The organism is Kitasatospora sp. NPDC059722 (assembly GCF_042733235.1).
Taxonomy (GTDB): Bacteria; Actinomycetota; Actinomycetes; order Streptomycetales; family Streptomycetaceae; genus Kitasatospora.
Map to the genome: position 1 here is coordinate 24,142 of NZ_JBHWGD010000076.1, position 13,725 is coordinate 37,866.

A 13,725-nucleotide genomic window follows, 5' to 3' on the forward strand; every position below is an offset into this window, starting at 1 on the left:
CCGCGCCCGCGCGCGGGGCGGGGCCCGGGGGGGGCCCGCGCCGGGGGGGGGGCCCCCGCCCCGCGGCGGGGGCCCCGCCCCGGGGGGGGCGCCCGCGCCCGGGCCGCCGCCCCACGAGACCAACACGGCCGCCATCGCCCTCCTCGAAGGCGTGGGCGCCGAGCACGTGGGCAGCATCCTGGAACTCGTCCGCCGCTGACGCCCCGCCACACCACACAAGCGATCCACCGCCCCACCGACCGGAAACGGGAAACCATGACCAAATCAACAGGAGCCATCGAAGTCGAGGGCACCGTCACCGAGTGCCTGCGCAACGCGACCTTCAAGGTGCAGCTCCAGAACGGGCACGTCGTGCTCGCCCACATCAGCGGCAAGATCCGCAAGAACTACATCAAGATCCTCCCCGAGGACCGCGTCCTCGTGGAGCTCAGCCCCTACGATCTCACCCGCGGCCGCATCCGCTACCGCTACAGGTAGAACCGGGCCCGCCCCGGGCCGCCGGCCTCCGCCCGGCGGTCCGGGCATTCCCAGGTGATCGTCTTCGAATTCCTTCGAACCATTCGACCGGCACCCCACCCACGGCGTTCCATGGGTGGGGTTCCTGACGAGCGGTCACGAAACGGAAGGAAGAGCCGATGAAGAGCCTGAAGGCCGTCCTCGCAACGGGCGCCGCCGCGGCCGCCCTCGCCGCCACCACCCTCGCCGGCGCGGGCACGGCCCGGGCCGACACGGTCGAGCAATGCCCGCAGGAAGCCGTGTGCATCCTCGTCCCGGACCAGCCGATCATGGTCTTCTACGGCTACGGGGTGCACACCCCGTCCAACGTGCACGGCATGGGATGGATGGAGAACAACCTGACCGGCGGCCGGGTGTCGCTGTGCCGAGGCCCGGGGGGAGTCGACTGCGAGCCGCTGCTCGGGCCGGGCCGGATATTCGTCGACTTCGACACCATCCGCTCGTTCGTCATCACGCCCTGACCGCGGCCCGGGCCGTCGACCGCGACGGCCCGGGATCAGCCCTGGCCGCGCAGCGCGCAGACCCAGCAGTCGCAGTCCGTCACGGAGTTGGCCCCGCAGTGCGCGACGGGCCAGTACTGCGACGCGCACGGCCCGGGATCGACCGCAGTGCCGTCGCCCGGCAGCGTGCGCCGGCACCAGTCGCACCGGACGTCGGCCGGCACACCGGCCTCGCGCAGCTGCCGGGCCAGCCGGACGGCGATGTCGAACGGGGCACCCGCCTGGACGACGGCGGGCGGGCCGTCCAGCACCTGCCGGCTGCGCCACAGGCTCAGGCCGGTGACCGCCCGCACCGCCCGCAGGGCGGTCGCGTCGCGGGCCGGGGTGCCGGTCAGTCGGACCTCGAAAGCCGGGGCCTCCACGGATTCCTCCTCGCCGCCCGATGCCGTGTCCGCCCCAGTCAACCGCCCCACCCGCCCGTCCGGCCACGGGTTTTCGCCCGGCCGGGCGTGAAAGCGCGGTGTGGGGCGCCAGGACGGTCCCGGGCGCCCCACACCGGTTCACCGGTTCACCGGTTCACCAGGTGACCGGGACGGCGGCCGGGGTGATGGCCATGCGGTTGGGGTGCCAGGGGATGTCGGCGGGCGGGGCGGCGAGGCGCAGGGTGGCGGGGAGGTGGGTGAGCAGGGTGCGGAAGGCGGTGTCGGAGTGCCGGCGCACCAGGTGGGCGCCGGGACAGTGGTGGCGGCCGTAGCCGAAGCGCAGGTGGGGGTTGGGGGAGCGGGCGGGGTCGAAGTCCTCGGCGCCGGTGAACGCCGCGGGGTCGTAGTTGGCGGCGTCCAGGGAGAGCAGGACCAGGTCGCCGGCCTTGAGCGGAGCGCCGGCCAGGGTGGTGTCGCGGGTGACGAAGCGCGGGATCGCGTTGCCGAGCACGACGCTGCAGCGCAGCAGTTCCTCCACGTACTGCGGCATGCGCCGCGGGTCGGCGCGCAGGGCCTCGACGTCGCCGGGGCGCTGGAGCAGGTTGAGCGCCGCGACGCCGAGGAAGCTCGCGAAGTCCTCGTAGCCGCTGACGAACAGCACGGCGACGATGTTGGACAGCTGCTCGTCGGTCAGCGCCTTCTCCGCCGGTCCGGCCGCGTTGAGGTCGGCGAGGCGGTCGGCCAGGCCGCGCGGGCGCCCGGGGGCGCGGGCGGCCATGTGCGCGGCCATGTGGGCGCGGATCTCCTCCCAGTTGGCGGCGAGCTCCTGGTCGGAGTACGTCACCATGGTGAGGTCCTTGTCGGCGCGTGCGGCGAGCCGTTCGCGGTCCTCGAAGGGCAGGCCGAGCAGCCGGCACATGCACTGGGCGGCGACCCATGCGGCGAAGTGCCGCTGCAGGTCGCCGGGGGAGCCCTCGGCGAGCATCGAGTCCAGTCCGGCGCGGGTGATGTCGGCGACCCAGTCCTCGGGCAGTCCGGGCTGGTTGCGGCCGAGCGCGGTGAGGACCTCGTCGCGCAGGCCGGCCTGCTGGAGGTGGTTCATGGCGTCGAGCAGTTCGGGCGCCAGGATCGGGGCGTCCTGGGTGGGGCTGTCGGCGTCGCCGAGCACCGAGCGGGCGAAGGAGCGGTCGCGCAGGACGTCGCGGGCCGTCTCGTAGCCGGTGACGAGCCAGGCCTCGCCGCCGGAGTTGGTCGAGACCCGGGCGACGGGGCAGCGCCCGCGCAGCTCGGTCAGCTCGGGGGCGAGGCGGTCGCCCTTGGTGCTGAACGGGTAGTGGGGGAGCGTCGGTTCGGGAGCGTGCGGTGCGGTCATGCGGCGAGGGACCTCTCTGAGCGAAGCGGAGGGAGCGGACGACGGTGTCACCAGCGCACCGGCAGCCGGGCCGGGGCGCGCAGCGGGGTGGACTCGTCCCAGGGCAGGGTCTCGGCCGGCTCGGCGAGTTCGAGGCCGGGCAGCCGTTCCAGCAGCACCTCGATGACGGTCGCGAGCTGCAGGCGCGTCAGGTGGGCGCCGGTGCACGCGTGCGGGCCGTGGCCGAAGGCGACGTGCGGGTTGGGCGTGCGGGCGAGGTCGAGGCGGTCGGGGTCGGCGAACGCGCCGGGGTCGCGGTTGGCGGAGGCCGGCACGGGGACGACGGCGTCGCCGGCCCGGATGTGCTGCCCGTGCAGGGTCAGGTCCTCCTGCGCCACGAGGATGTTGATCGCGTTCATCAGCGGGACGTAGCGCAGGAGTTCGTCCACCGCGGCGCCGGTGCGCCCGGGCTCCTCGCGCAGGGCGCGCAGCTGCTCGGGATGGGTGAGCAGGACCAGCAGCGCGTTGGCGGTGTGCTGCATGTTGGTCTTGTAGCCGGCCATCAGCATGGTGACGACGAAACTGACGACGTCGTCCCTGGTCAACGCGCCGCCGGGGCGCCGGCTCTCGGCGAGCAGCAGCCGGATGTAGTCCCCGCCCGCGGCGTCCTCGGGGGTGTCCTCCTTGCGGGCGATCAGCTCCGACGCGTAGTCCTGCAGCGCGTACAGCGCCTCCAGCACCTGCTCCATCGTCAGCCCGGCCGCGCCGAGCAGCGTGAGGGTGTGCGGGAGGTAGCGGTCGCGGTCCTCGTGCGGCAGGCCGATCGTCTCGCACAGCACCCGCAGCGGCAGCGGCTCGACGTAGGCGGCGACGAGGTCGGCCGTCCGGCCGGGGCAGGCTGCGGTCATCGCGTCGATCAGCTCGTGCGCCATGGCCCGGATCCGGGGCCGCATGAACTCCAGCCGCCCGCGCCCGAACAGCGGCAGCACGGCGCGGCGCACGCGCTCGTGGTGCTCCCCGGTCATCTCCAGGAACGTCGGCAGGCACGGCGGCGGCCCGTCCCCGTCCCCGGTGGGCGGCCAGGCGGAGAGCAGCGGCCGCACCAGCCGGGGGTCGGCGAAGGCGGCGCGCACGTCCTGGTAGCGGGAGAGCAGCCAGGCGCTCTCGCCGTTGGGCAACTGCGCCTTGACGACGGGCTGTTCGGCGCGCAGCCGGGCGTAGGCGCAGGGCGGCCCGGCGGTGCCCGGGGCCGGCTCGGGCACCGGGATGACGGCGTCGGCCGCGGGCTCGGGGCCGAGGTCGAGATCGGTCATGCGGAGGCCTCCTGGCGGGGAGCGGCGGGGCGGGCGATGTAGCCGGAGGAGAAGAAGAACTCCAGGTACCGGTCCAGCAGCGCCGCGTCGACCGGCGGGCAGTGCAGCCCGCTGTCGGCCAGGGCGGCCTCGGCGTTGCGCCGGCCGAGCACCGGGAAGGTGTCCTCGAAGTACATCTCCTTGACGGACATGTCGGCGGTGCGGCTGCGGTCCACGCACAGCGAGACGAAGGGCGCGGTGGCGCTGGTCGGGTTGGCGGCGACGTGGCGCACCAGCTCGGCGACCCACTGCTCGTACGGCAGCGTCCGCACCGCGCAGCCCGCCGCCCGCATCCGCTCGACGACGTCCGAAAGGGCCGCCGGGCGGGGGTTGGTGAGGTGGTAGGTGCGGCCGTCGGCCGTCCGGGTGGTGGCGATGTGGACGACGGCGGCGGCGAGGTGGTCGACCGGCACGAAGTCCATCGGCAGCGCGATCCCGGGGGCCAGGCCGGTCTCGGCGATCGTCTTGAACAGCGAGCAGATGGCCGTCTCGGTGTTGCCGACCCCGCGCACCTGGTCGCCGGTCACCTCGTACGGGCGGTGGACGGCCACCGGCAGGCCCTGCGCCGCCGCCCGGCGCAGCACCCCCTCGGCGACCCACTTGCTCTCGGCGTAGCCCATGGTGAGGGCCTCCGGGTGGGCCAGCGGCGCGTCCTCGTCCACCTCGCGCACCCCGGCCGCGCCGAAGCCGGCGACGACGGCGACCGTCGACACGAAGTGCACCGGCACGCGGCGCGGCGCCGCCAGGCGCACGACCTCCCGGGTGCCGTCCACGTTGGGGGCCCGCAACTGCTCGTACGGGTAGAGGAAGTTGACCTGGGCACCGTTGTGCACGATCAGGTCGAGGCGGCCGGCGAGCGCGGCGCGCCGGCCCTCGGACAGGCCGAGGCCGGGCTCGGCGAGGTCGGCGGGGAAGCACTCCACGCGCCGCCAGTCGGCCTCCTCCAGGCGCAGCCCGTAGCGGGTGAGGGCGGTGCGCACGCGGCGCCGGGCGTGGTCGGCGCTCGTGGCCCGCACCGGGCAGTGGACGCGGGCGGCGGTGCTGCGCAGCAGTTCGGCGAGGAGGAAGGCGCCGACGAATCCCGAGGCGCCGGTGAGCAGGACGTCGCGGGGGTCGTGCGGGCTGGGCGCGGGGCCTTCGGCGGGCGGGAGGTCGAAGCCGAGCTCGCTCTCGCGGGTGAAGTCGACGCTGCTTTCGCCGGTGGCGGCGTCGGCCGGGGAGCCGTCGCGGGCGGCGCGCACGGCGGCGGTGAAGCCGTCGAGGGTGGGGTCGGCGAGCAGGGCCCGGATGAGGGAGGAGCCGAGGGCCGCGTCGAGGCCGAGTGCGGCGAGGGTGCGGGTGACGGCCTCGGAGGCGAGCAGGGAGTCGCCGCCGAGGTGGAAGAAGTCGTCCCCGGGGGCGGGGCGCACGTGCAGGACCTGCTGCCAGACCCCGGTGAGGACGCCGGGCAGGCCCTCGGGTATCGGGACGGCGGCCTGCTCGGCGGTGAAACGTTTCGCCTGGGAGGGCAGGGAGGCGTCGGCCCGCAGGCGGGTGCGGTCGACCTTGCCGCCGCTGGTCACCGGGAAGCGGTCCAGGACGGTGAGCGCGGGCACGGCCTGGGCGGGCAGCCACCGGACGCAGTAGGCGCGCAGGGCGGCCGGGGCCGGGCGCCGCCCGGGGACGGCGGGGGTGACGCAGGCGGTCAGCGTGCTGCCGTCGGCGGCGAGGTCGACGACGGCCTCGCCGACCTCCGGGTGGGCGCGCAGCCGGGCCTCCACCTCGTCGAGTTCGACGCGCGCGCCGCGCAGCTTGACCTGGCGGTCGAGGCGGCCGCGGTACTCCAGCAGGCCGTCCTCGCCCCAGCGGGCCTGGTCGCCGGTGCGGTAGAGCGGGCCCGGGTCGAGCGCGGGCAGGCGCACGAACCGTTCGGCGGTCAGCCGCTCGTCGCCGGGGTAGCCCAGGGCCAGGCCGTCGCCGCCGACGAGGAGTTCGCCCTCCTCGCCGGGGCCGGCGGGGGTGCCGTCGGGACGCAGGACGTGGCAGGTGGTGGCGCCGAACGGGCGGCCGATGGGCACGTGCGCGGCGTCCTCGGGCAGCGGGCGCACGACGTGGGCGGTGGAGACCACCGAATTCTCCGTCGGGCCGTAGAAGTTGACCACGGTGGTGGCCGGGCAGGCGGCCAGGACGGCGTTGGCCAGGCGCGGGTCCATCGCCTCGCCGCCGGCCGAGACGAACCGCAGCCCGGCCAGCGCCTCGGGGCGGGTGCGGGCGAGGAGGTGGAAGACGCTGGTGGTCAGGTAGGCGACGGTGACGGCCCGGCTGCGCAGCAGCTCTTCCAGGGCGGCGGGTGAGAGCAGTTCCTCGCGGTCGGCGATGACGAGGCAGGCGCCGGTGAGCAGGGCGCCCCAGATCTCGATGGTCGAGGCGTCCGAGGACAGGCCGTAGCCGTGCAGGACGCGGTCGCCGGGCCCGGGCGGCGCCAGCTCGCGGTCGGACAGGACCAGGCGCACCACGCCGCGGTGCGGGATCGCGACCGGCTTGGGGCGGCCGGTGGTGCCGGAGGTGAAGGCGACGTAGGCGCAGTCGGAGGCGGACAGGGCGGCGGTGCCGGCGATGGAAGCGACCACAGTGGTATCGGCGACGGTATCGGCAGCAGTGTCATCAGCGGTGTCGGCAAGGGGAGTCGGGCCGTCGCCTCCGGTGCCGTCGAGCGGCTCGACGGCGACGCTCAGGCGCAGTCCGCGCACCCGGCGCGCGGCGTTGGGCAGCGTCACGGCGGCGCGCAGCCCGGCGTCCTCGGCCATGGCCCGCAGCCGGGCGGGCGGGAGTTCGTCGTCGAGCGGCACGTACGCGCAGCCGGCCTTGAGGATGCCGAGCAGCGCGACCAGCGCCTCCAGCGAGCGGCCGCCGCACACCGCGACCGGCTCGCCCGCGGCGACGCCGCCGGCGAGCAGGCGCTCGGCCAACTCTGTGGACCTGCGGTCGAGTTGGCCGTAGGTCAGGGTGCGGTCGCCGTGCCGGGCGGCGGGCGCGTGCGGGCGGGTGGCGGCCTGCCGGGCGAACAGCTCGGGCAGGCGCAGGTCGCGCGGGTAGGAGGGGAGGTGGTCACGGGTCGGCGGGGCGGCGTGCCGGGGGTGCGGGCGGTGGAGGCGGTGCAGGCGTGACGAGACGTCGGTGTCGGGCATCGTGTCGTCCCTCTCGTGTGGGCGGCGGAAGCCGGCCGGGCGTCGGATCAGGCGTCGGAGCCGGTAGCGGCCCCGGGCGCCGGGAAGTCGGCGGCGAAGGCCGAGAAGTCGGCGGTGCGCCAGCGCTGCGGGCGCAGCCGCAGCAGGAGGTCGTCCTTGAGCTGGCCGGCGGTGGCGGCGAGGTAGCCGCGGGCCTCGTCCGGGTCCAGGTAGCGGTGGGCGAGCGCGTCGCGGACGGCCGGCGGCACCGGGTCCTCGACCGCGGCGACCTCGCCCTCGACGCTCACGTACCGGTAGGGCCGCCGCTCGTCCTGCACGCACAGACTGAACCGCCCGGCGGCGAGCAGCAGTCGGCCCTTGACGGTCTCCCGTCCGGTCTGGACGAGGACGTCGCCGCCGGGCTCGTAGGCGTACCAGACCGGGACGAGCAGCGGCGCGCGCTCACCGCCGCGCCCGTCGGCCACGCCCAGGACGCCGACGCGCCGTTCGGCGAGGAATGCCTCGCGGTCGCGCGGGGGCATGGAAATGGACATGCGTCATGACTCCTTCGCCGGTGACGGCTTGATCGAGTTCGCGGACGATGCATCACTGTCCGCAGAGCCATGACAAAAACCACGTGGTCGAGTGAGCTGAATTACAGTCCGAAAATAAGCCAGCACTCATCGTAATGTCGGCTAATACTATTAATGCGGATCAGTTGGGCGGGCCGGGCAGTCCCAGCACCGCGTCCGCGAACGCCCCGGGAGCCTCCTGCGGCACGTTGTGCCCGATCCCCGGCAGGACGGTGACCTCGCACGGCCCGCGGAAGCGCCCGGTGTCGCCCTGCACGTCGGCGGGGATCACCCCGTCCGCGCCGCCGACCAGCACGACCGTCGGCACCGTGATCGGCGGCCCGGCCGCGAGCCGGTCCTCCAGCGCCTGGTAGCGCGGATCCCCGGCCACGAGCCCGAACCGGTGCCGGTAGGAGTGCACCACGACGTCGACGAAGTCCGGATTGTGCAGGCTCGCCGCCGACGCCCCGAACGCCTCCCCGGCCCCGGCCCACGTCGGCGACCACAGCCGCCAGAGCAGCGCGCACAGCTCCTCGCGGTTGCGCTCCAATCCCCTTCGCCCACGCTCCGAGTGGAAATAGTGCTGGTACCAGAGATTGCGCTCCGCCTCCGGCGAAACCGGCTCCACCGAACCCGCGATGTCCTGGACGAGATAGCCGCCGCCCGTCACCAGCCCCGCGACGCGTTCCGGCCACAGCGCCGCCGCCACGCACGCCGCCCGCCCGCCCCAGTCGTACCCGGCGACCACCGCCCGCCCGATCCCCAGCGCGTCCAGGAAGTCGGCCAGGTCCTGCCCGAGCGCGGCCTGCTGCCCGCTGCGCATCGTCCCCTCGTCCCGGAACGCCGTCGGCCCGCACCCGCGCAGGTACGGCACCAGCGCGATGCGCCCGCGCGCGGCGAGCCGCGCCGCCACCTCGTCGAACGCCCGCACGTCATAGGGGAATCCGTGCAGCAGGACCACCGGCACCCCTGCGCCCGCCCCGGACTCCCCGGACTCCCCGGACTTCCCGAACTCCCCGAACTGCTCGTACGCGATGTCGAGAACCGGCGTCGTCACGCGCTTCCGAGCCCTGAAGATCACATCCATCCGTCCATGCTGACACGTCGTTCGTCAACGATCCGCCGGTATCGGCAGGGGGCCGTCGTGGCGGGCGCTGGCGCGCCAGTCGGCGACGCGGACGAGGGTTTCGAGGAAGGCGAGGCGGAACGGGCCGAGGCCTGGGGTGTCGCGCAGGGCGAGGGCGCGTTCGGTCCAGGCCTGCGGGAAGCCGGCGGTGCGCAGGGTGAGGGCCGGGAAGCGCTCGCCGGTGGACAGGTCGACGGGCGGGGTGCGGTCGCCGTCGGCGACGCCGAGCAGCAGCGGGGCCTCGTCGCCGCGCGGGCGCACGGTGACGCGGACGTGGCCGTGGTGGGCGGCGGCCAGGTAGGTCACCAGGGGGTCGTGACCGCCGTGCCACAGCAGGAGGGCGCTGACGAGCTCGTGCCGGAAGTAGGGGCGGGTCGGACGGTAGGGCGGCAGGGGGTCGGCGCCGTTCTTCGACTTGGCCAGCAGGCCGGCGGGCGGGTCCGTGCGGCCGGCCCGCAGCTTCTCCTGGAAGGCGTCGTGGCACTTGCCGAGGTCGTGGTAGCGGGCCGCCTCGACGACGGCCTCGCCCAGCCCGGCGGGGAGTCGAGGCAGTGCGGCGAGCAGCGACTGCGCCTCCTCGGCGGTCTCCTGGAGGTGCTGGTCGAGACCGACCCAGGCGGCGCAGGCGTAGAGCGGCGTCCGCGGGCCGGGCGCCTCGCACGGGACGGGGGCCGGGCTCGCCGGGCTCCAGCCGAGGTCCGGGAGGTAGCCGCCGGCACGGGCGTCCAGGAGCACACGGACGCCGGGGCGCAGGTCGTCCGGCTGCGCGGGGCGCCACCGGCCGTCCAGGGCGTCGCGCAGCCAGGCCCGGCCGGCGGGCAGTCGGCGCAGCTCGCCGAGCGGCACCGGGCAGAGTTCGGCGCCCGCCGGGTCGGGCTCCTCCTCGCCGGGCGCGCCGGACTCCCACGCGCGCCAGGCGGCCAGCGTCGGGAGCGAGTCCGCCTCGGACGGCCCGCAGATCCACCGGTCCACCGCGTCGGCCCGGTCGGCCCGTTGGTCGGCCCGGTCGGCCCGTTGGTCGGCCCGGTCGGTGGGGTCGGCCCGGTCGGCGGCGTCGGCGGGGGAGTCGAACAGGGCCAGGACGCCCTCGCGCCCGGGCCCCGGCGGCGCGGGCGGCGTCCCGACGCGGGCCGCCAGCAGGTCGCCGGGGGTGACGGCCCGGCCCTCGTGGGCGGTCAGCCAGCGCGCGACGGCCGCATCGCCGCCCTCCGGCGGCGTGCACCACAGCAGGTCGCCGCCGTCCGGGTGCTCGCCGTGCCGGTTGCAGCGCCCGGCGCGCTGCACCAGCGAGGCCCAGGGCGCGAGTTCGGTGACCACGGTGCGGCCGGAGAGGTCCGGCCCGGCCTCCACGGCGGGAGTGGTGACGAGCACGAGGTCGCCTTCGGCCTCGGCGGCGGCCAGGACGCGGCGGCGGTCGGCGGTCCGGAAGTGCGGGTGCAGCAGGAGCGCCGCGCACCCCAGTTCGGCCAGGCCCGCGTGCACGGCCCGCGCCCGCTCCGGCGAGTCGAGCACCACGACGGTCCGGGTGCCGGGCACGTGCGCACCGGCGACGGCCCGCGCCAGCGCGGCGGCGTACCGTCCGGGCCCGACGTCGAGCCGGGCGATCCGCCGCAGCGTCCCGGCCGCCTCCGGCGCACGTACCGCGCTGCCGCCGGGGTCGAAAGGCCCGCGCACCGACGACATCCACATCGTCCGGGTCGCCGCCGCCGTCCCCAGCTCATCGCGCAGCCGCTGGAGTTGCACACCCGTGGACCGGCCGGGCCCGAGCAGGTACGCCTCGTCGAACACCCACTGCGCGTCCGTGTGCAGCAGCGCGTACGAGACCGGCGCCATCGTCCGTGCGTCCGCGTAGCCGCGCATGAGCGCCCGGCTGAGCAGCACGTCGTGCGTGCCGACCAGGATCGCGCTGCGCTCGGGCGCGCGCCGCCAGCCGCCCTCCTGCGCGGCCGCGCCCGCGAGCAGGTGCAGCCCCACCTCGCCCGTCAGTCCCAGGCGTTCCAGCCACTCCGCGATCCGGGCGAAGGTCTGGTCGGCGAGGCTGTGCCGCGGCAGCACCAGCACCAGCCGCCGCGGCGTGTCCCCGGGCGCCGCGACCAGCCGCCGGTACAGCCACGGCAGCACGGCGGCCACGGTCTTGCCCGCCCCGGTGGGCGCCTCCAGCAGCGCGGGCAGCCCCTCGGCGGCCAGCGCCGCCTGGTACGGGTAGGGGGCGAAACCGGTGGCGGTACGCACGAAAGTCTCGAACTCGGCCGTCATCCCGCCAACCTACGGCGAAAGGCCGCCCGCCGGGCGGAGCGGAAGGCTACCCGGTGCCTACGCCGTACCGGCCGCCGCCCGGTACGCCGCCACCGCGGCTGGCAGGACGGCCTCCACACTGGACCGGGGCTGCTGCGCGACGGTCTTGTGCACGGTGAGGATCACGTCGCCCTCGCGGACCAGTGCCACCTCGGTCACGTACGGCTCGCCATCGCCGGGGCCGAGCGCGGAGATCCGCAGCACCAGGCCGTCGTCGGCCGCCACGCCGCCCACTCCCGCCGTGGACACCGTGTTCTTCGTCGGGGAACCGTCGACGGGAAGCGTGGCGGTGTACGAGGCGCAGCGCTGCGCGGCGCCGTGGACGGCCGCCATGACGGCGGCGGCCCGCCCGGGCGGGTACCGGTCGAGCGACTCCCGGCCGAACCAGTCGTCGGACGGCTTCTCCAGCCCCACCGACGCGCCCTCCGCGGGGCGGTCGTGCCTCGCCGTGAAGCCCTCCACCACGAGCTCCTCGCACGGCATGGCCGTGATCGGGACGTCCGAGAAGGGCCGGTCAGGTGTAGCCGAAGCGGTCAACAGTCGGAAATCGGGCGGCAGTTGACGGTCGGTCAGGAGTGCGTCGCGCAGCCGGACCTGCGCCGGAGCCCCCGCCGGGGACGGGCCGCCGTCCGCCGCCCGCACGGGCGGTTCCTGCGAACAACCGGACAAGGCGAGCGCCGCCGCGACGACGGCAGCCGACACCACACCACGCAACCGCACCGGGTCCCCTCCCTGGAGTCCATGATCGACTCGCATCCTGCCACACCCGGGACCGGATCCTGCCGGTACGACCGAAATTGGGGCCCTGTACGAAGCACCCGAATCGTGACCTTCCCGGCCGCGACCGCCGGAACCCGCAGTTCACGGCCCGCGTCCCCGCCGGTAGTCGGCGTGCCGTAAGGTGCGGCGCCGCGGAGCCGAGCAGGCAGCGAGCAGGAACGGGAAGAGCGCAGGACGATGGACGACAGACAGGCCGAGGGCCACAGACCCGGCGGCGGCGACACCACGCCCGCCGAACACCTCTGGGAGCTCCCGGAGTACCTCTACGAGCGCGAGCTCGGCGCCGGGGCGAGCGGGCGGGTCGTGCTCGCCCGCCACCGCGACACCGGCACCCCGGTGGCGATCAAGCACCTCCACGCCTCCGCCGCCTCCGCCGCGCTGCGCGCCGAGGCCGAGGTCCTCGCCGGCATCGACTCCCCGTACGTCACCCGGCTCTACGAGTACGTCGAGGGCGAGCAGGGCTCGGCCATCGTGATGGAACTGGTCGACGGCATCGCGCTGCGCGACCTGCTGCGCGCGGAGGGCGCCACCACGCCGGAGGCCGCCCTGGTGGTCCTGAAGGGCTCGCTGCTGGGCCTGGCCGCCGCGCACGGGGCCGGCGTCGTGCACCGCGACTACAAGCCCGCCAACGTGCTGGTCGACACCGTCGGCACGTCCAAGCTCGTCGACTTCGGCATCGCCGTGCCCAGCGGCGCCGACCGCGACGTCTCCGGCACCCCCGCCTACATGCCGCCCGAGCAGTGGGCGGGCCGGGCCGCCGCCCCCGCGGGCGGCGGGTACGCGGCGGCCCCCCCCCTAGTAGAGTGCGGCACCCCCGCCCCCCCCGCCGCGGGGGCCCCCCACAGACAACTAGCCGTCCAGCACAGCGAGGCGCCGATCCCGGCCGAACTGGCCCCGGAGCCCGTCCGGCCGCTGATCCTGGCGGGCCTGGCCAAGGAACCCGAGGCCCGGCCCGACAGCGCGGCCGCGCTCGTCGAACAGCTGGAGGCCGTCGCGGCCGCCGCCTACGGGCCGTACTGGGAGGAGAAGGGCCGCCGCGACCTGACCGCGCTGGTCGCCCTGCTCGCCCTGCTGCTGCCCGGCGCCGGCGGAGCGGCCGGCGGCGGCACCTCGCTGGCCCACACCCTCCTCGGCCCGGCCGAGACGGACGCCTACACGGACGCCGCCATGGACGTGGGCGCCGACGCCGCACCGGCCGCCGCCCGCCTGCCCCTGACCGCCCGTATCGGGACCCGCGGCAAGGTCCTCACCGGCGTCGCGGCCGGCGTCATCGCCCTGGCCACCCTCACCACCGTCGCCATGGCGGGAGCCGCCGACGGCGGCGCCCGCACCGTGCTCGGCGGCGCCTCGCCCGAGGCCACCACCAGCCTCGGCGCGCACGACCCGACCGGCAGCCCGTCCGCCGCGCCCAGCACGACCGGCGCCACCGCGACCCCGTCCGCCACGGCGACGCCGACGGCCACCGCGTCCGCCAGCGCGACCGCCACCGCGACCCCGTCCGCCCCGGCCACGCCGGGCGGCAAGACGCCCGCCGCACCGGGCACGCCCGCGGCCCCCGCCACCGGCCCGCAGCCGGCCCCGGCCGGCCCCGGCGCACCGGCGTCGGCCCCGTCCCCCCGCCCCGGCCCCGGGCCCGGCCCCCGCACCGGCCCCCGCGCCGGGCGGGGCGGGGCGCCCACCGAGCGCGCCGCGCCCTCGCCCGCCCAGCCCGGGGCGCCCGCCCCC

At 76.0% G+C, this 13,725-nt stretch carries 11 protein-coding genes; 3 read left to right on the forward strand and 8 right to left on the reverse strand.

Annotated elements, in window-relative coordinates:
• Nucleotides 1–255: 255 nt before the first annotated feature.
• Nucleotides 256–477 carry a translation initiation factor IF-1 gene (gene infA / locus ACFV4F_RS33780; protein ID WP_380446376.1) on the forward strand — a complete coding sequence of 74 codons (222 nt, stop codon included), beginning with the start codon at nucleotides 256–258 and terminating at the stop codon, nucleotides 475–477.
• A gap of 158 nt (nucleotides 478–635) precedes the next feature.
• Nucleotides 636–977, forward strand: coding sequence for a hypothetical protein (locus ACFV4F_RS33785; protein ID WP_380508365.1), 342 nt, complete (start codon nucleotides 636–638; stop codon nucleotides 975–977).
• A gap of 35 nt (nucleotides 978–1,012) precedes the next feature.
• Here the strand turns inward: ACFV4F_RS33785 and ACFV4F_RS33790 are convergent, their stop codons facing one another.
• The 8 genes from ACFV4F_RS33790 to ACFV4F_RS33825 form a co-directional block, all read right to left on the reverse strand.
• Nucleotides 1,013–1,378 carry a ribosomal protein L7/L12 gene (locus tag ACFV4F_RS33790; RefSeq protein WP_380498067.1) on the reverse strand — a complete coding sequence of 122 codons (366 nt, stop codon included), beginning with the start codon at nucleotides 1,376–1,378 and terminating at the stop codon, nucleotides 1,013–1,015.
• A gap of 154 nt (nucleotides 1,379–1,532) precedes the next feature.
• Nucleotides 1,533–2,750 carry a cytochrome P450 gene (locus ACFV4F_RS33795; RefSeq protein ID WP_380446373.1) on the reverse strand — a complete coding sequence of 406 codons (1,218 nt, stop codon included), beginning with the start codon at nucleotides 2,748–2,750 and terminating at the stop codon, nucleotides 1,533–1,535.
• Between the two features lie 47 nt (nucleotides 2,751–2,797).
• On the reverse strand, nucleotides 2,798–4,042 hold the full coding sequence (locus ACFV4F_RS33800; RefSeq protein ID WP_380508368.1) for a cytochrome P450: 1,245 nt from the start codon (nucleotides 4,040–4,042) through the stop codon (nucleotides 2,798–2,800).
• The gene (locus ACFV4F_RS33805; RefSeq protein WP_380508371.1) at nucleotides 4,039–7,248 is read right to left on the reverse strand and encodes an amino acid adenylation domain-containing protein; all 3,210 of its coding nucleotides are present in this window, start codon (nucleotides 7,246–7,248) and stop codon (nucleotides 4,039–4,041) included. Before ACFV4F_RS33805 ends, ACFV4F_RS33800 begins: the two co-directional genes overlap by 4 nt.
• A 47-nt stretch (nucleotides 7,249–7,295) precedes the next feature.
• Nucleotides 7,296–7,781, reverse strand: a complete 486-nt coding sequence (locus ACFV4F_RS33810) for a pyridoxamine 5'-phosphate oxidase family protein (RefSeq protein WP_380508373.1) — start codon at nucleotides 7,779–7,781, stop codon at nucleotides 7,296–7,298.
• A 160-nt stretch (nucleotides 7,782–7,941) separates the two neighbouring features.
• Nucleotides 7,942–8,856, reverse strand: coding sequence for an alpha/beta fold hydrolase (locus ACFV4F_RS33815; RefSeq protein WP_380508376.1), 915 nt, complete (start codon nucleotides 8,854–8,856; stop codon nucleotides 7,942–7,944).
• A gap of 54 nt (nucleotides 8,857–8,910) precedes the next feature.
• The gene (locus ACFV4F_RS33820; RefSeq protein WP_380508379.1) at nucleotides 8,911–11,181 is read right to left on the reverse strand and encodes a CRISPR-associated endonuclease Cas3''; all 2,271 of its coding nucleotides are present in this window, start codon (nucleotides 11,179–11,181) and stop codon (nucleotides 8,911–8,913) included.
• Nucleotides 11,182–11,238: 57 nt separating this feature from the next.
• Entirely contained in the window at nucleotides 11,239–11,940 is a 702-nt protein-coding gene (locus tag ACFV4F_RS33825; RefSeq protein WP_380508382.1) for a hypothetical protein, read from the reverse strand.
• Nucleotides 11,941–12,177: 237 nt separating this feature from the next.
• Here ACFV4F_RS33825 and ACFV4F_RS33830 point away from each other — a divergent pair.
• On the forward strand, nucleotides 12,178–13,725 hold a 1,548-nt coding region (locus ACFV4F_RS33830; protein ID WP_380508385.1), incomplete at its 3' end, for a protein kinase.